Consider the following 16,414-nt stretch of genomic DNA (forward strand, 5'->3'; position numbering starts at 1 on the left):
TGTCCAGCATCGCGTCCACCGCCGGCACCCGCGCCAGGTCCGGCAGGGTCAGGGCGACGATCTCGCGGTGCACCGCGGGCTCCACCGGAACCACCCGCGCGCCCTTGGGACGGACGGACTCCAGCGCCAGCTCCGGCATCACCGCGACGCCCAGCCCCGCGCCGACCAGGCCGAACACCGCCGGGTAGTCGTCGGTCGCGAAGTCGATGCGGGGGGTGAACCCGGCGTTCTCGCAGATCTCCACCAGATGCCGCCGGCAGCGCGGGCAGCCCGCGATCCACGGCTCCTCGGCCAGGTCGGTGATGCCGATGCGCTCCGCCCCCGCCAGCCGGTGCCCCTCCGGGACCACGCCGATGAGCCGGTCGGTCAGCAGCGGGCGGACGACGAGGTCCTCCCACTCCGCGCCGGCGGCCGGATCCGACCCCCGGACGTCCGGGTAGCGGAAGGCCAGCGCGATCTCGCACTCGCCGTCGCGCAGCATCTCCACCGAGCGCGGGGGCTCGGCCTCCACCAGGGAGATCTCGGTGCCCGGGTGCGCCGCCCGCATCTGCGCGAGCGCGCCGGGCACGAGCGTCGAGCTGCCGCTGGGGAAGGACACGAGCCGCACCCGGCCCGCGCGCAGCCCGGCGATGGCCGCGATCTCCTCCTCAGCCGCGGTCAGCCCGGCCAGGATCCCGGAGGCGTGCCGGACGAGGGCCGTGCCGGCCTGCGTGAGGCGCATCTCGCGGCCCGTGCGCACCAGCAGGGGTGTGCCCGTGGACTGCTCCAGCGCCTTCATCTGCTGGCTGACGGCGGGCTGGGTGCAGCCCAGCTCGCGCGCCGCGGCGGAGAAGGAACCGGTCAGGGCCACCGCGCGCAGCACCCTCAGATGACGAGCCTCGATCATGCTGCGAGCATAAGGCAACCTTGGGGAAGTCGCGACTTACCCCCTGGTCACTTTGAGTTGCAGCGAGTAATCTCGGTGCATGCACCTCCTCTCCGTGAATGTGGGCCGCGCCGGTACGGCGGATCTCCCGGGCGCGCCCGGCTTCGAGGCCGGCATGGCCACCGGAATCGACAAGCGCCCCGTCGAGGGGCCGGTCGCCGTGGCCGCGCCGGGCCCCAAGGGCGTGGGCGGCAGCGGCCTCGCGGGCGACGAGATCGTCAGCCTGCGCCACCACGGCGGGGACGACCAGGCGGTGTACGCGTTCGCGCGCGAGGATCTCGACCGCTGGGAGCGGGAGCTCGGCCGCCCCCTGCCCAACGGCTCCTTCGGGGAGAACCTCACCACCAGCGGTCTCGACGTCAACGGCGCGCTGATAGGCGAGCGCTGGCGCATCGGTGCCGATCTGGTGCTCGAGGTCAGCGCTCCCCGTATCCCCTGCCGCACGTTCGCCACGTGGCTCGGCGAGGCGGGCTGGATCAAGCGGTTCACCCAGGAGGCAGCCCCCGGCGCCTACCTTCGGGTGATAGAGCCGGGCGAGATCCGCGCGGGCGACCCCGTCACCGTCGTCCACCGCCCCGGCCACCACGTCACGGTCTCCTTCCTCTTCCGCGCCGGCACCGTCGAGCGGTCCCTCCTCCCCGACGTTCTGGCAGCCGGGGACGCCCTTACGGCCGGTACGCGCGAGAAGGCGCTGGCGTACCGGGCGAGCCTCTGAGGTCTCCGCAGCGGCTCCGGCGGCGGGCCGCTCGGGCGGTTCCGCGCCCCTGACCGGGCGTCCGGAGCGCCCTGGCCGCCGCCCCGTGACCGTCAATCAGCGCCCGACCCGCCGTCAAAACGCCGGACCGCATCGGCGAGCGCCGCCGCCGGGCTCTACCGTGCCGGTATGACGACTGTATTGATCACTGGGGCGACGGCCGGCATCGGCGCCGCGTTCGCGCGCCGCCTGGCGGGCGACGGACACGACCTCGTGCTCGTGGCCCGTGACGAGGAGCGGCTCGACCGCCATGCGACCGAGCTCCACGACCGGCACGGCGTGGAGGTGGAGGTCCTGCGCGCGGACCTCGCCGAGGAGGAGGGCATCGAGGCCGTCGAGGCGCGCCTGCGCGACCGCGAGCGCCCGGTGCACCTGCTGGTCAACAATGCCGGATTCGGCAACAAGGGCGGCTATCTGGAGGTGTCCCTCGACGACGAGCTCAAGATGCTCAAGGTGCACTGCGAGGCGGTGCTGCGGCTGACGTCCGCGGCGGCCGAGGGGATGCGGGAGCGCAAGCGCGGTGCGGTGATCAATGTGGCGTCGGTGGCCGCGTTCGTCCCGCGCGGCACGTACGGCGCGAGCAAGTCCTGGGTCGTGCAGTTCACCCAGGGCGCCGCGCGCGACCTGGCCGGGAGCGGGGTGCGGATGATGGCGCTGTGCCCCGGTTTCGTACGGACCGAGTTCCACCAGCGCGCCGGAATGGGCACGGACAACGTCCCCGGCTGGCTCTGGCTGGACGCCGACAAGGTGGTGTCGGCCGCCCTGCGGGACCTGTCGCAGGGCAAGTCGCTGTCGGTTCCCGACCCGCGGTACAAGGCCATGACCGGCCTGATGAAGCTGGCGCCGCGCAGGGTGGTGTCGCGGGCGTCGTCGACGACGGGCCGCAAGTACGGGCCGAAGTAGCGCGTACGCGCCGGTAGAGCGCGGCATCTCGCCCTCCCGGGTGATCCATTCAGGACTAACCTGGATATATCACCCGGGAGGCGTCATGACATTCGCACAGATCATCGACTACAGGACGCGCCGGTACGACGACGTGAACCGGCTCATGGACGAGTGGGTCGCCCGCACCGAGGGCAAGCGGACGGCGACGCACTCACTCGTCGGCAAGGACCGCGCGCGGGACGACCACTACGTGGAGATCGTGGAGTTCCCCTCCTACGAGGACGCGATGCGCAACTCCGAGCTCCCCGAGACGGACCGGATCTTCGCCGAGATGGTCGCGCTCTGCGACGGGGCGCCGAGCTTCACCGACCTCGACGTGGTCCGCGACGAACAGCTGAGCCTGAACAAGGCCACGGCCCGCCGTTTCTTCGACGAGGTGGCGCGCGACGGCAATCTTGCCCTGATCGACGAGCTCTTCACCGAAGACCACCGCGACCACGACATGGGCAAGGACGAGCTCGAAACGGTCGGCCGGGACGTCATCCGCTCCGACGTCGAGGGCTGGCGAGAGGCGTTCGACTTCTCCTTCACCCTCCACTCCCAGCTCGCCGACGGCGACGAGGTCGCCACGCGCTGGACCTGGCGGGGCACGCACCAGGGCGACTTCATGGGCCACCAGCCCACCGGGCAGGAAGTGGTCATGACGGGGACCACCACCTTCCGCTTCGAGGGCGGGAAGATCGCCGAGGGCTGGTGGCACTTCGACCTGCCGCGGCTGATACGGCAGCTGGAGTCGGGGCCGGTGTGAACACCCGTGAACCCGTGAACCCGTGAACCCGTGAACGGCCGGAGCCCGGCACCCACCAGGGGTGCCGGGCTCCGGACTGCGGCCGCTGTGCGGCGTGAGGTCAGCGCCTCAGGGGCAGTGCCTCAGGGGCAGTGCCCTGGCGTCAGTGCGAGTGACCGTGGCCGTGGCCGGCCTCGGGCTCCTCGTCGGCCGGCTTCTCGACGACCAGGGTCTCGGTCGTGAGCAGCAGCGACGCGATGGACGCAGCGTTCTCCAGGGCGGAGCGGGTGACCTTGACCGGGTCGATGACGCCGGCCTTCACCAGGTCGCCGTACTCGCCGGTCGCGGCGTTGAAGCCCTGGCCCTTGTCGAGCTCCGCCACCTTGGAGGTGATGACGTAGCCCTCGAGGCCGGCGTTCTCGGCGATCCAGCGCAGCGGCTCGACGGCGGCGCGGCGGACGACGGCGACACCGGTGGCCTCGTCGCCCTCCTTGCCCAGGTTGCCCTCGAGCACCTTGACGGCGTGGACGAGCGCGGAGCCACCACCGGAGACGATGCCCTCCTCGACCGCGGCGCGGGTCGCGGAGATGGCGTCCTCCAGACGGTGCTTCTTCTCCTTGAGCTCGACCTCGGTGGCCGCACCCACGCGGATGACGCAGACGCCACCGGCGAGCTTGGCGAGGCGCTCCTGGAGCTTCTCGCGGTCCCAGTCGGAGTCCGTGGCCTCGATCTCGGCCTTGATCTGGGCGACGCGGCCCTGGACGTCCTCGGAGTTGCCGCCACCGTCGACGATGGTGGTGTCGTCCTTGGTGATGGTCACGCGGCGGGCGGAGCCCAGCACGTCCAGGCCGACCTGGTCGAGCTTGAGGCCGACCTCCTCGGCGACGACGGTGCCGCCGGTCAGGGTGGCCATGTCGCCCAGCATCGCCTTGCGGCGGTCACCGAAGCCCGGGGCCTTGACGGCCACGGCGTTGAAGGTGCCACGGATCTTGTTGACGACGAGGGTGGAGAGGGCCTCGCCCTCGACGTCCTCGGCGATGATCAGCAGCGGCTTGGAGGAGCCACCCTGGATGATCTTCTCCAGCAGGGGCAGCAGGTCCTGGATCGAGGAGATCTTGCCCTGGTGGATGAGGATGTACGGGTCCTCGAGGACGGCCTCCATGCGCTCCTGGTCGGTGACCATGTAGGGCGACAGGTAACCCTTGTCGAAGGCCATGCCCTCGGTGAAGTCCAGCTCCAGACCGAAGGTGTTCGACTCCTCGACGGTGATGACACCGTCCTTGCCGACCTTGTCCATCGCCTCGGCGATGAGCTCGCCGACCTGCTTGTCCTGGGCGGACAGGGCGGCGACGGCCGCGATGTCGGCCTTGTCCTCGATCGGACGGGCGGTCGCGAGCAGCTCGTCGGAGACGGCCTTGACCGCGGCGTCGATGCCCTTCTTCAGGGCGGCCGGGGAGGCGCCGGCGGCGACGTTGCGCAGACCCTCGCGGACCAGCGCCTGGGCCAGGACGGTCGCGGTGGTGGTGCCGTCACCCGCGATGTCGTTGGTCTTGGTCGCCACCTCCTTGACGAGCTGGGCGCCGAGGTTCTCGTACGGGTCCTCGATCTCGACCTCACGGGCGATGGTGACGCCGTCGTTGGTGATGGTCGGGGCACCGAACTTCTTGTCGATGACGACGTTGCGGCCCTTGGGGCCGATCGTCACCTTGACCGTGTCCGCCAGCTTGTTGACACCGCGCTCGAGGGCGCGACGGGCGTCCTCGTCGAACTTCAGGATCTTCGCCATGGTTGCTTCAAGTCCTCTCAAACGAACTGCGCCCCGGCGCCCGGTTGTCCGGACGGTAGTCGCGGAAACGGGGACCAGGGGCGCAGATCACATCAAACGGGGTGAATTACTTCTCGATGATCGCGAGCACGTCGCGAGCCGAGAGAACGAGGTACTCCTCGCCGTTGTACTTCACCTCGGTGCCGCCGTACTTGCTGTACAGCACGACGTCGCCGACCTGGACGTCGAGCGGAAGGCGGTTGCCGTCCTCGAAGCGGCCCGGGCCCACGGCCAGGACGACGCCCTCCTGGGGCTTCTCCTTGGCGGTGTCCGGAATAACCAGGCCAGAGGCCGTGGTCTGCTCGGCGTCGAGCGGCTGGACCACGATGCGGTCCTCGAGCGGCTTGATGGCAACCTTGGAGCTGGCGGTCGTCACGATCCGACCTCCCCCTTCGGAGATTCACGGGGTTATCTGTCTGAGGTGGCGACCAGGAGGATCCGTCGTCGCGGGTGCCGGATTCTGCCCGTCGCTGCGTTTGGCACTCCCGGGTGGAGAGTGCCAACGGAGCCGAGACTATGACGCGGTTAGCACTCGGTCAAGCGGAGTGCCAATTCGCCGTGCGGCGAGCTTGCAGTTCACCCCTGGGGGTAAGGCACCCGGCCGGTCGGGGCGGCGCGCTCCTGCGTTCCGGCGCGGAGGTGGATCTGCCCGCGGGCCACGGGTCGTAATCCTCCGGATTCCCATGCGGCGCGTACGACGCGTGCAGCGCGTAGGACGCGTGGGGCGCGCACGGCGCTACCGTGCGCACAGCCGGATGCCGGATGCCCGGCGCCCGGCCGGCCTAGACGTAATCCTCCAGGCGCGCCACCGTGAACCCCTGCCGCTCGATGCTGCGCAGCATGTTGGTGACCATCTGCGTCATGGTCGTGCCCTTGAGCTCCGAGGGGCCGCGGAAGTGGGCGAGGACGATGTCGCCGGAGCGCAGCTTGCCGCCGTCCGCGTAGCGCATGTCGTTGATCTGCATCGTCGCCTCCCACAGCAGCAGCGCCTTCACCCCGCAGCTGCCGGCCGCGGCGAGGGTGGCGTCGTTGTAGTTGCCGTAGGGCGGCCGGAACAGCGGCGGCTTGCTGCCGTACCGCTTCTCCAGGGCGCCCTGCTGGCCGCAGACCTCGCGGCGCTGCGCGTCGGCGGAGAGGGTGCGGAGGTTGGGGTGGGAGAGGGTGTGGTTGTGGATGCCGTTGCGGTTCCCCTCGCCCCGCAGCTGCTCGAAGTAGCCGTAACCGCTGCCCGCGCGGGCGATGTCGTCGGTGAGGAACATCGTGAAGGGCAGCTTCAGGTCCTTGGCCATCTTCACGAATTCCGGGTCCTTCTCCGCCCCGTCGTCGAAGGTCAGGAAGACGACCTTGTCGCTGGTGGGCACGCGCCGGATCACCTTGGGCGCGTCGCCGGCCTTCATCCCGTCCGTCAGCTTGGCGGCCGGCGGGGCGGGCGGCGCGGCGAGGGGCTTGTCCAGGCCCCAGCGGCGGTAGGCGGCGGCGTCCGGGACGGCGGAGGCCGAGGGCGAAGACGCCGCGTCCATACGCGGAGAGGGGGACGCGGACGCCGTTCCCTTGCCGCCGCCGGAGGAACCGGAGCAGCCGCTGAGGAGCAGGGCCAGCAGGAGCGTGCCCGCGGCGGCGGCACGGGCGGACGCGCGGGCGGATATCGGGCCGGAGATAGGGCCGGAGATAGGGGAGCTCACACCTCCGATTGTTGTGCATGTGTTCGAGCCAGGCGGACCGGGCGGAAGGGCGGGCCTGTCGGAGGGCCGGGGAGGGGGCCTGGGCAAGAATGGCTGGGCAAGAATGGCCGGGTGCCAGCACAGAACGAACCGAACAAGCCGAACAAGCCGAACGCCCGGGATGAACCGGACGCGTCGGCGGCCGCCGTCGCCGCCTTCACCGCCCTCCTCACGGACGAGGGCCGCAGCCTGCTCGCCGGGCTGCGCGACCACGACCCCGCCCGGGAACTGGCCACGGCGACCCGGCTGCGCCGCGACCACCCCGCGGAGCTCGTCTCGGCAGCGCTCGGCATGGCCCGGCTGCGGCAGCGGGCGGTGGCGAAGTTCGGGCCGGAGGACGCGTACCGGATGTTCTTCACGCCGAACGGCGTGGAGCAGTCGACGCGGCGGTCCGTGGCCGAATACCGGGCCGGCCGGTTCGCCGCGCTCGGCGTCCGCTCCGTGGCGGACCTGTGCTGCGGCATCGGCGGCGACGCGATCGCGCTGGCACGGCTGGGCATCCGCGTCCTCGCCGTCGACCGCGACCCGCTGACCTGCGAGGTCGCCCGCGCGAACGCCGAAGCGCTGGGCCTCTCCGAGCTCATCGAGGTGCGCTGCGCCGACGTCGCCGATGTGGACACCTCGGGCTACGACGCGGTGTTCGTCGACCCGGCGCGGCGGGGCGGCCGCGGCCGCATCTTCGACCCGGAGGCGTACTCGCCGCCGCTGTCGTGGGCGATCGACGCCGCCCGGAAGGCCCCGCGCGCGGCCCTCAAGATCGCTCCCGGTGTGCCCCACGAGGCGATCCCGGACGACGCCGAGGCCGAGTGGATCTCGGACGGCGGCGATGTGAAGGAGGCCGTGCTGTGGTTCGGCACGGCACCGGGCGCGCGCCGGGCGACCCTGCTGCCGGGCGGGCACTCGCTGGTGGGCGCCGGGCTGCCCGACCCGGCCGTACGACCGGTGGGACGGTACGTGTACGAGCCGGACGGTGCCGTGATCCGCGCGCACCTGGTGGCGGACGTGGCGGCCGCGCTGGACGGCGGCGGGCTGATCGACGAGACGATCGCGTACGTGACGAGCGACGAACTGCGGGCGACGGACTACGCGTCGGCTTACGAGATCACGGACGTCCTCCCGTTCAACCTGAAGAAGCTCAAGGCCGTGGTGCGGGAGCGGGGCATCGGCGTCGCCGTCATCAAGAAGCGGGGCTCGGCGGTGGAGCCGGAAGACCTCCGCAAGAAGCTGAAGCTCGCCGGACCGAACTCCTGCGTGATCGTGCTGACCCGGGCGGCGGGAGCGCCGGTGATGCTGCTGGGGCGGGAGGTCCGCGCGTAAGCGGTCCGCATCCGGCAATTCCTCCTACGCTCACCCCATGACCGAGAACGAGATCAAGCTCAAGGCCATCGCGGCGCTCACGGCCCTGCGCGGCGGCGTGGGGACGGACTACGTCTCGTCCCTCCTCGGCGAGGTGATCCCGGACGAGTTCATGGTGCCGGTCGGCGCGGAGGCGAGGGAGGTCGGGCTCGCGGTGCTCAACCAGCTGTCCGCACCCATGAGCGCGCTGATCAGCGGATTGATGCTGGCCTTCGAGGCGGTCGCGGACGCCTACGACGGGACGACGCCCGAGGCGCCGACGGAAGAGATCCTGCAGACCCTGGCGCTCGAACTCGCACGCGACTCCGAGTAGCGCGGATCCACGCAGGCAACCGGTCGTATTTCCCGCCGAACGGACGCTGCGACGGCCGGTTCGGCGCTAGCGTGCGTCGCGTCCGGCACGGGCGGGGGCACGTTGGCGACGGGGGCGAACGGGATGCTGAGCGAAGCACTGACGGCGGCGGCCGCGGCGGGTGGCACGGTGGTCGTGCAGGCGGCGGGGACCGATGCCTGGACCGGGCTCCGGGAGCGGGTCGCCCGGTGGTTCGGGCGCGGCGACGAGACGCGCGAGCGCGGAGAACGGGAACGGCTCGACCGCACGGCCGGCGCGCTGGAGACCGCGGCCCGGTCGGGGCAGGCGGAGCGGATGCACGACCGCCAGGAGGCCGTCTGGCAGGACCGCTTCGAGACGCTGCTGGAAGGGCTCGCCGCGGAACAGCGGGAGAGCGCGGCGGCGGAACTGCGAGCGCTCGTCGAGGAGTACGGGGTGCCTTCGCAGGCGGCGGGGCAGGTGTCCGGGAACGGCTTTCGTGGACCGACGGCGTTGGAGGACCGCTCCGGGGAGCGGTGAGAGCAACCCCCGGGGTCAGTGGGTGTAGTCCTTCAGCTTCTCGGTGTCCAGGGTGATGCCGACGGGGTCGGGGAGCTTGACGGTGTCGCCGTACGGGTGCGAAACCCGGCTCAGGTACTTGCCGTTCCGCGGATCGCTGTAGACGGTGACCATGCATGCGTCGCGGTCGATGAGGAGGTAGACCGGGATGTCTGCTGCGGCGTAGCCGTCACGCTTATCCTTCCGGTCACGGAGGTCGGTGTCGCTGTCTCGCGAAGTCACCTCGGTCGTCATCAGCACACCCTCGGGACTGGCCCACTCGCCTTGCCCGACAAAGTGGTCCTCGGGCACCAGGGAGCCATCCGGCCGGGCACGACCCAAGCGGTAGCTCTCGACCTTCAGACCCTGCTCGGGGTAGAGCCCCAGTTCAGGTCGCTGCTGCATGCATTGCTTGATGAGCCACATGACGATGGCTCCGTGATCTCCGTCCGGCACCGGCTTGACCCCAAGCTTTCCGTTGATGAACTCCAGGCGCACCGTCTCGGGCGCCTTGCGGGCGATCTGTTCGAACTCTTCGACGCTCATTTGGGGCCGACGAGCAGCGGAACTGGGGGTCATGGTGTCGCCTCCTCCCCTCCATGGTGCCCGGACATCGGGAGGTGCGTACAGCAATGTCATGTGCGGGTCCTTTCCGGGATGCGGAGCGTCGCTCGGATGGTGGCTGCCCGGCGGTGGACTTCACCCGGCGGGACGGCGTATGGGGTGTCCGGGAGCAACTCGCCGCGGCAGGGGCGGCAGAGGCCGCCCGGGAGGGCCTCGGGGCGGCCCGGGGCGCGGGTCCATGCGCCCCGCCGTCGCCAGCGCCTCGTACGCCTCCGAGCGGGGCGGCTTTCCTGCCGGTAACGACTGCCGCTGCGGTTGCGGATGAGGCTGCGGACGCGGCCTCGGTACGTTCCCCGCCTGGAAGTCCGCCCACCAGGCGTCGTCCCTCGCGGTGCGCGAGAAGTACGTCCGCGTGACCCAGTGCGTGCTGCCGCCGTCACCCTTGGTCCGTTCCGTCACCCGGCGGAGGTGGCCTTCCGTCGACAACCGGCGCAGTGCCGTGCGGCAGGCCGCCTGGCCGTAGAGGGGGAGGTGCGCCGCAAGGGTTTTCGCATCCATGGCCGCGCCTTCGGGCAGGCGGTCGATGAATGCGGCGATCGACGCCTCGCGGGGCGGGAGGTGCGCGAAGTCTTTCGCGGTGCGGCGTGCCTGGTCGGGAGCGGTTCGCTTGCCGTAGCCGGGCTTGGCCTGGGGGTGTACGTGTACGGGGAGCGCGGCGGCGCTAGAGTTGGCCTCAGCCATGGGATCGAGTCTCTTTCGATCTTGATGGTCAAGCCCCGGTTCGGTGTTGGCGCACCAGCCGGGGCTGATTTGTTGCTGCGAACGCTAGAGGGCCGTGACGGTTCGTCGCAACCCGGTCGCGTAACGTTAACTCGTGTGGTATGCGGGATAGTTGAAGCTCGCGCGCCTTCGCGCGAGGGAGGGTGGGTGGGTTGTCACCCACCCCATTCCACAGAAAGAGCGCTCGGGTTCCGACCCCCGAAGCCCGGAGCGCACGCACACTTCACGAAGGCCGCCCATGCCGTTGCGGATACGCCCAGTTGGGCTGCCCGCATTCGCTTCGAGTCCCGAACGGTACCTCACTGTGCGTACCGTGATGGATACTCGCGAGGCTGATGACGGGCCATAACCCTTGGTGGCGTGAACAAGGAAATTCCACCGCTCGGGGCATACGTCATCGACACCCGGACCGATCGCGTCGGCCAAGTCATCGAGTACGCAGGGGATTTGGTGCACCTGCACCCGCCCTGCAGCGGTGCCGGGTGGGATTGCCCGGCCGCCGACCTCCAGGCGACCACCCTCCGCGCCTACCTCCGGGCACGGGTCACCGAGGTCAATCGTCAGCGGAGGCTGGTGTGAGCACCGCCGCGCCGGAGGAGCCGCCCGGGCACACCCCGGACGACCTCCGCGCGGCGGTCGCCGCGGCCGAGTCCCCCGACGCGGCCCACGCCGCGATCGCGGAGCTCGGCCGGGGCGCGGTGGGCGCCGAGGCTTCGGACGGCTCGTAGGACGGAGGCGGCCGTTTACGACTCGTACAGGTTCTTCTTGCTCATCTCGTGGACGTGGTCATGGTCGTGGGCGTGCCCATGGCCGTGACCGTGATCGCCGCCGTGCCCGTGCCCGTGGTCGTGTTCCTCCCCCGGCACATGCGTCTCCGTGACCGGCAGCGACGAGTCCGCCGACAGGTCCCACGACGACGCCGCGCGCCCCCGGGCCACCATCTCCGCGCCCAGTGCCGCCACCATCGCGCCGTTGTCCGTGCACAGCTTCGGCCGCGGCACGCGCAGCGTGATGCCCGCGTCCTCGCAGCGGCGCTGCGCCATCGCCCGCAGGCGCGTGTTCGCCGCGACGCCGCCGCCGATCATCAGGTGGTCGACGCCCTCGTCCTTGCACGCGCGGACGGCCTTGCGCGTGAGGACGTCCACGACGGCCTCCTGGAACGACGCGGCGACGTCCGCGACCGGCACGTCCTCGCCCGCCGCCCGCTTGGCCTCTATCCAGCGGGCCACGGCCGTCTTCAGGCCGGAGAAGGAGAAGTCGTAGATCGGGTCGCGCGAGCCGGTCAGGCCGCGCGGGAAGCGGATCGCGTCGGGGTTGCCCTCGCGGGCGTAGCGGTCGATGACCGGGCCGCCGGGGAAGCCGAGGTTCAGCACGCGGGCGACCTTGTCGAAGGCCTCGCCGGCCGCGTCGTCGATCGTCGAGCCGAGGGGGCGGACGTCCGAGGTGATGTCGGGGGCCAGGAGGAGGGACGAGTGGCCGCCGCTGACCAGCAGCGCCATGGTCGGCTCGGGCAGCGGGCCGTGCTCCAGCTGGTCGACGCAGATGTGGGAGGCGAGGTGGTTCACCCCGTACAGGGGCTTGCCCAGTGCGTACGCGTAGGCCTTCGCCGCCGACACGCCGACCAGCAGGGCGCCCGCGAGCCCCGGGCCCGCCGTGACCGCGATGCCGTCGAGGTCCTGCGCGGAGACGCCGGCCTCCTTCAGGGCGCGCTGGATGGTCGGGACCATCGCCTCCAGGTGGGCGCGGCTCGCCACCTCCGGGACGACGCCGCCGAAGCGGGCGTGCTCGTCCACGCTGGAGGCGACGGCGTCGGCGAGCAACGTGTGCCCGCGGACGATGCCGACGCCGGTCTCGTCGCACGAGGTCTCGATGCCGAGGACGAGGGGTTCGTCAGCCTTGCGAGCCATGGGTCATTCCTTGCACTGCGGAGAGGGGATCGGAGAGGCGCATCACGAGGGCGTCGATGTTGCCGGGCTGGTAGTAGCCGCGGCGCACGCCCACCGCCTCGAAGCCGAAGCGTTCGTACAGGCGCTGCGCCCGGATGTTGTCGACGCGCACTTCGAGGAGCACCTCGCGGCACTCGAAGTCGGTCGCGGCGGTCAGGAGCTCGCCGAGGAGGCGGGAGCCGAGGCCCGTGCTCCAGTGGTCCTGGGAGACGGCGATGGTCTGGACGTCGCCGGTGCCGTCGATCGCGGCGAGGCCCGCGTAGCCGACGACGCGGCCCTCGTCGTTCTCGGCGACGACGTAGCGGCGGGTGGCGCCCGCGCCGCGCGCGTGGGCCAGCTCGGACCAGAACAGGCCCTTGGACCAGGCGTCGTCCGGGAAGAGCGCGCGCTCCAGCTCCAGCACCGGCCCGATGTCCCACCAGCGCATCTCGCGGACACGCACGTTCACGGTCACTTGGGGGTGACCACCTTGTAGTTGGCGGGCACCTGGGCGTCGGGGCGGCGCAGGTAGAGCGGCTGGTCCGGCAGGAACTCGCCGCCCGTGCGCAGGCGCTCCGCGGCGAGGGAGGCCAGGGCGCCCGCGGACTGGTGCTCGGGCATGTCGGCCCGCACGTCCGTGAAGGAGTCGGCGTAGAGCACGGCGCCCGCGCCGACGACGGTCAGGCCGGCGAGCTTCTCGGTGAGGTCCCCGGGGCGGTCCACGGAGGGCTCGGTGACGCGGGTACGGGCGTCGGCGTACCGCGCCCAGTAGACCTCCTTGCGGCGGGCGTCCGTCGCCACGACGAACTCGCCCTCCAGTCCCGCCTGCCCGGCCGCGTACGCGAGGCCGTCGAGCGAGCACAGGCCGCGGACGGGCACGCCGAGCGCGGCACCGAAGGTGGCGGCGGTGACGATGCCGACCCGCAGGCCGGTGTACGGGCCGGGGCCGACGCCGACCACGATGTCCGTCACGGCGCCGAGCTTGCTGCCCGCTTCGCCGAGCACCCGGTCGACGGCGGGAAGCAGCAGCTCACCGTGCCGGCGCGCGTCGACCTGGCGCGATTCGGCGATGACTTTGTCGCCGTCGTGGAGGGCGACGGTGACGGCGGGCGTGGCGGTATCAAGAGCGAGCAGCAGCACACTGACAGACTACGGCTCACCGCGGGGCGGACGGTGCGCACCTGGGCCGCGCGTGGGCCGGGCCGACGGCGCGGCGGGGGCGCGGGCGGGTGCTACGGTCAGCCGCAACGCCGTATCTATATGTACGTAGGACCAGGACCGGCGGTCCTGAGAAGGGTGCGCAGCCGTGGCACGCAGCAGCTCGGGGGTCTTCGTGGCCGCGCTCACCGCGGCGGCCCTCGCGGGGGTCGGTTTCCTCGCCGTCCAGGCCGAGGCCGCTCCCGACAAGCCGCAGTCCTCGCACGCTGCGGGCGCGGGCGCCTCCGGCAAGGGCGAGGACAAGGGCAAGGACGGCGCACCGGCGGATTCCGGCACCGGTTCCGGCAAGGACGCGGGCGCGCAGGCCGCCCTTCCGGACGTGCCCGCGGGCTCCGGCACCGGCAAGCGGGTCGTCTACGCGCTCGGGCAGAAGCGGGTGTGGCTGGTCGGCGCGGACGGCAAGGCGACGCACAGCTTCGAGGTGGCGCCGAGCGCGGTGAACCCGGTTCCGGGGCCCTACGCGGTGACCTCGCGGGACGCCACGGGCACGGGGTCCGACGGCAAGGCCATCGAGCACGTGGTGCGGTTCCACCGCAATCCGGCGGGGGTCGTCTTCGGCTTCAGCGCGGCGGTGGACGGGTCGCTGCCGGATCCGGCGGCGGCGGGGAAGAAGACGGGTGCGGTGCGGGAGAGTCCTGCGGACGGGCGGGCCATGTGGGACTTCGCCCTGAACGGCACGAAGGTGGTCGTGGTCGCGTAAGGGGCTTACGCAGCGTCGTGCTCGTCGTCACCGGGCGCCTCCGGCGCCCCTGGCGCCCCGGGCGCCCGCGGCGGTTTCGACACCGCGTCCGCCGCCGCGCAGGAAGCCAGCAGGTCGCGCATCGACGTCGACGGAGGGCGCTCTTCCGAGCGGGTCCCGGACTGCGGCTGCTCTGGGGCCGGCATGGTGCCTCCTGGGGGGCATCTGGGCAAGGTTAGGTAGACCTAACCATGTCTCTGCCTACCATGTGACCACGCCCGTAGCCGCCGACGCAACATCTTGCCGACGGCTTGTCGGAACGTACAGCGGCGCGTGCTCCTCAGCTGTGCCCGGCCGTCCCTCAGCCGTCCCTCAGCTGTGCCCGGCCGTCCCTCAGCCGTCCCGTCCGGCCGTTCCTCAGCCGAGCGGCGACAGGTCCACGCCCGCCCAGCGCGCCCCCACGCCCGTCACCCGGACGCTCCGCACGTCGTCCGTGTCCTCCGACGCGTGGGCCACGTCCGCCGCGTCCGCGGCGCTCGCGCCCACGGCGCGGTGGATGACGACGTGCAGCCGGTCCTCCGAGAGCTCCTCGACCTTGCCGTCGCCCCACTCCACGACGATCACGGACTCGGGGAGGGAGACGTCGAGGTCCAGGTCCTCCATCTCGTCCAGGCCGCCGGACAGCCGGTAGGCGTCGACGTGGACGAGCGCCGGGCCGCCGCCGAGGTGGGGGTGGACGCGCGCGATGACGAACGTCGGGGAGGTGACCGCGCCGCGCACGCCGAGGCCCTCGCCGAGCCCGCGGGTCAGCGTCGTCTTGCCCGCGCCGAGCTCGCCGGTGAGCAGCACCAGGTCGCCGGGGCGCAGCAGGCCGGCCAGCCGGCGGCCCACCTCCCGCATGGCGTCGGCGGTCTTGACCGTGAGCTCTGTGCTGGTCGTGGTGGTGGCGGCGGTGATGTCAGGCTGGGCGCTCATACCCGCCGATGGTACGGGGCCGGGCGGTCCCGGCGCGTTTCAGGCGCGGCCGCGCGCCCCCGCCGCTGCGCGCTCCCCGCGCCCCAGGGCTCCGCCGCCGGCCGCCGCGGCGAGCAGCTCGGCGAGCTGGGCGGTGATCACCTCGTGCCGCTCCAGCATCACCAGGTGCCCGGTGTCCTCCAGGATGAGGAGCCGGGCGCCCGGCAGAGCCTCCGCGATGGCCTCGCTGTGCTCGCCGGGCGTGAGGAGGTCCTTGTCGCCCGCCGCGACGACCACCGGCAGGCCGTCGAAGGCGCGCAGCGCGTCCCGCTTCTCGTGCTCGGCGAAGACCGGGTAGAACGCGGCGACGACGTCGACCGGCGTGGCCTCGATCAGCCGTTCCGCGAACCGCACGACCGCCGGGTCCACGTCCTTGGATCCGAACGAGTACCACCGCAGGACGCCCGCGAACAGGTCGGACGTGGCCCGGCGGCCCTTCTCGATCAGCTCGGGGCGGGCGGCCATCAGCTTGAAGGCGCCCGGCAGGACGAGCCGCCGGACCAGGGCCATCCCGGCGGCCGGCAGCCCGTAGGTGTTCTCGGCGAGCCCGCCCGAGGACGTGCCGAGGAAGGCCGCGCCGACGACGCGCCCGGCGATCAGGCCGGGGTACTGCGCGGCCAGCCCCATCGTCGTCATGCCGCCCATCGAGTGCCCCACGAGCACCAGGGGCCCCTCGGGGGCCGCGGCGTCGATGACGGCCTTGAGGTCGCGGCCGAAGAGGTCGATGGAGACGGCGCCCGTACGGCTGCGCTCGGAGCGGCCGTGGCTGCGCTGGTCCCAGAAGACCGCGCGGATTCCGGCGGCCCGCAGGGCGGCGCGCTGGAAGTGCCAGGAGTCCTGGCTGAGGCAGTAGCCATGGCTGAAGACGACCGTCAGGGGCGGGGCGGCGGGCGTACGACGACCGCCGAACAGCCGCCGGGAGGCGGAGCCCTCCGCTTCCTCGCGCGGCCCTTCCGGCTCGTCGACCTCGTAGTAGAGCTGCGTGCCGTCCTCCGCGACCGCCGAGCCCGGCGTCCCGCGCAGCGTCCCGTACGGGCCCGCCGAGTCCAGGGCCAGCCGGGCATCGCGGCGCATACCGCGCCCGACCGTCAGCCGCTCGACCGCCACACCGAC

20 protein-coding genes and 1 pseudogene are annotated in these 16,414 nt (G+C 71.9%); 9 read left to right on the forward strand and 12 right to left on the reverse strand.

Annotated features, from left to right (window positions below; translation table 11 throughout):
• Positions 1 to 886: LysR family transcriptional regulator (locus tag V7793_RS19405; protein ID WP_336008216.1), on the reverse strand; the 886-nt coding region annotated here is incomplete at its 3' end.
• Between the two features lie 79 nt (positions 887 to 965).
• Between V7793_RS19405 and V7793_RS19410 the strand changes: the two genes are divergently transcribed.
• From V7793_RS19410 to V7793_RS19420, 3 genes are all read left to right on the forward strand, one after another.
• On the forward strand, positions 966 to 1,640 hold the full coding sequence (locus tag V7793_RS19410) for an MOSC domain-containing protein (protein WP_336008219.1): 675 nt from the start codon (positions 966 to 968) through the stop codon (positions 1,638 to 1,640).
• A gap of 168 nt (positions 1,641 to 1,808) precedes the next feature.
• On the forward strand, positions 1,809 to 2,582 hold the full coding sequence (locus V7793_RS19415) for an SDR family NAD(P)-dependent oxidoreductase (RefSeq protein ID WP_336008221.1): 774 nt from the start codon (positions 1,809 to 1,811) through the stop codon (positions 2,580 to 2,582).
• An 85-nt stretch (positions 2,583 to 2,667) separates the two neighbouring features.
• A complete protein-coding gene (locus V7793_RS19420; protein WP_336008223.1) occupies positions 2,668 to 3,372 on the forward strand; it encodes an ester cyclase in 705 nt (234 codons plus the stop codon).
• 142 nt (positions 3,373 to 3,514) lie between these two features.
• Here the strand turns inward: V7793_RS19420 and groL are convergent, their stop codons facing one another.
• The 3 genes from groL to V7793_RS19435 all read right to left on the reverse strand — a co-directional run bounded on the left by groL (position 3,515) and on the right by V7793_RS19435 (position 6,858).
• Entirely contained in the window at positions 3,515 to 5,137 is a 1,623-nt protein-coding gene (groL, locus tag V7793_RS19425) for a chaperonin GroEL (protein ID WP_058046786.1), read from the reverse strand.
• Between the two features lie 106 nt (positions 5,138 to 5,243).
• Complete coding sequence (groES, locus tag V7793_RS19430; RefSeq protein ID WP_336008224.1) at positions 5,244 to 5,552, reverse strand: co-chaperone GroES; 309 nt, start codon at positions 5,550 to 5,552, stop codon at positions 5,244 to 5,246.
• Positions 5,553 to 5,958: 406 nt separating this feature from the next.
• Positions 5,959 to 6,858, reverse strand: a complete 900-nt coding sequence (locus V7793_RS19435; RefSeq protein WP_336008226.1) for a polysaccharide deacetylase family protein — start codon at positions 6,856 to 6,858, stop codon at positions 5,959 to 5,961.
• A 228-nt stretch (positions 6,859 to 7,086) separates the two neighbouring features.
• Between V7793_RS19435 and V7793_RS19440 the strand changes: the two genes are divergently transcribed.
• From V7793_RS19440 to V7793_RS19450, 3 genes are all read left to right on the forward strand, one after another.
• Positions 7,087 to 8,214 (forward strand): class I SAM-dependent methyltransferase, encoded by a 1,128-nt coding sequence (locus V7793_RS19440; protein WP_336008252.1) that lies wholly within the window; start codon positions 7,087 to 7,089, stop codon positions 8,212 to 8,214.
• Between the two features lie 37 nt (positions 8,215 to 8,251).
• Complete coding sequence (locus tag V7793_RS19445; protein WP_336008228.1) at positions 8,252 to 8,566, forward strand: hypothetical protein; 315 nt, start codon at positions 8,252 to 8,254, stop codon at positions 8,564 to 8,566.
• Between the two features lie 123 nt (positions 8,567 to 8,689).
• Positions 8,690 to 9,103 (forward strand): hypothetical protein, encoded by a 414-nt coding sequence (locus V7793_RS19450; protein WP_336008230.1) that lies wholly within the window; start codon positions 8,690 to 8,692, stop codon positions 9,101 to 9,103.
• Positions 9,104 to 9,118: 15 nt separating this feature from the next.
• Here the strand turns inward: V7793_RS19450 and V7793_RS19455 are convergent, their stop codons facing one another.
• The 3 genes and pseudogenes from V7793_RS19455 to V7793_RS38255 form a co-directional block, all read right to left on the reverse strand.
• A complete protein-coding gene (locus tag V7793_RS19455) occupies positions 9,119 to 9,700 on the reverse strand; it encodes a Uma2 family endonuclease (protein WP_336008232.1) in 582 nt (193 codons plus the stop codon).
• A gap of 120 nt (positions 9,701 to 9,820) precedes the next feature.
• Complete coding sequence (locus V7793_RS19460) at positions 9,821 to 10,426, reverse strand: hypothetical protein (RefSeq protein ID WP_336008234.1); 606 nt, start codon at positions 10,424 to 10,426, stop codon at positions 9,821 to 9,823.
• Positions 10,427 to 10,620: 194 nt separating this feature from the next.
• Positions 10,621 to 10,749: pseudogene (locus V7793_RS38255) on the reverse strand (hypothetical protein); the annotation flags it as partial.
• A 76-nt stretch (positions 10,750 to 10,825) separates the two neighbouring features.
• Here V7793_RS38255 and V7793_RS19465 point away from each other — a divergent pair.
• Positions 10,826 to 11,044 carry a hypothetical protein gene (locus tag V7793_RS19465; protein WP_336008236.1) on the forward strand — a complete coding sequence of 73 codons (219 nt, stop codon included), beginning with the start codon at positions 10,826 to 10,828 and terminating at the stop codon, positions 11,042 to 11,044.
• Positions 11,041 to 11,193 (forward strand): hypothetical protein, encoded by a 153-nt coding sequence (locus V7793_RS19470; protein WP_336008238.1) that lies wholly within the window; start codon positions 11,041 to 11,043, stop codon positions 11,191 to 11,193. Before V7793_RS19465 ends, V7793_RS19470 begins: the two co-directional genes overlap by 4 nt.
• Positions 11,194 to 11,208: 15 nt before the next feature.
• Here V7793_RS19470 and tsaD read toward each other — a convergent pair whose 3' ends face one another.
• The 3 genes from tsaD to tsaB are packed head-to-tail and all read right to left on the reverse strand — an operon-like array spanning position 11,209 to position 13,530.
• Positions 11,209 to 12,372, reverse strand: a complete 1,164-nt coding sequence (gene tsaD, locus V7793_RS19475) for a tRNA (adenosine(37)-N6)-threonylcarbamoyltransferase complex transferase subunit TsaD (RefSeq protein ID WP_336008240.1) — start codon at positions 12,370 to 12,372, stop codon at positions 11,209 to 11,211.
• Positions 12,356 to 12,838, reverse strand: coding sequence for a ribosomal protein S18-alanine N-acetyltransferase (gene rimI, locus V7793_RS19480; RefSeq protein ID WP_336008254.1), 483 nt, complete (start codon positions 12,836 to 12,838; stop codon positions 12,356 to 12,358). Before rimI ends, tsaD begins: the two co-directional genes overlap by 17 nt.
• A 23-nt stretch (positions 12,839 to 12,861) precedes the next feature.
• Positions 12,862 to 13,530 carry a tRNA (adenosine(37)-N6)-threonylcarbamoyltransferase complex dimerization subunit type 1 TsaB gene (gene tsaB, locus V7793_RS19485; RefSeq protein WP_336008242.1) on the reverse strand — a complete coding sequence of 223 codons (669 nt, stop codon included), beginning with the start codon at positions 13,528 to 13,530 and terminating at the stop codon, positions 12,862 to 12,864.
• 166 nt (positions 13,531 to 13,696) lie between these two features.
• Here tsaB and V7793_RS19490 point away from each other — a divergent pair, with 166 nt between their 5' ends.
• Entirely contained in the window at positions 13,697 to 14,308 is a 612-nt protein-coding gene (locus V7793_RS19490) for a hypothetical protein (protein WP_336008244.1), read from the forward strand.
• 396 nt (positions 14,309 to 14,704) lie between these two features.
• Here the strand turns inward: V7793_RS19490 and tsaE are convergent, their stop codons facing one another.
• Positions 14,705 to 15,262, reverse strand: a complete 558-nt coding sequence (gene tsaE / locus V7793_RS19495) for a tRNA (adenosine(37)-N6)-threonylcarbamoyltransferase complex ATPase subunit type 1 TsaE (protein WP_336008246.1) — start codon at positions 15,260 to 15,262, stop codon at positions 14,705 to 14,707.
• A 39-nt stretch (positions 15,263 to 15,301) separates the two neighbouring features.
• Positions 15,302 to 16,414 (reverse strand): alpha/beta fold hydrolase (locus V7793_RS19500; RefSeq protein WP_336008250.1); only part of this gene is annotated, 1,113 nt, incomplete at its 5' end.

This window comes from Streptomyces sp. KLMMK (assembly GCF_036961605.1).
Classification (GTDB): Bacteria; Actinomycetota; Actinomycetes; order Streptomycetales; family Streptomycetaceae; genus Streptomyces; species Streptomyces telluris.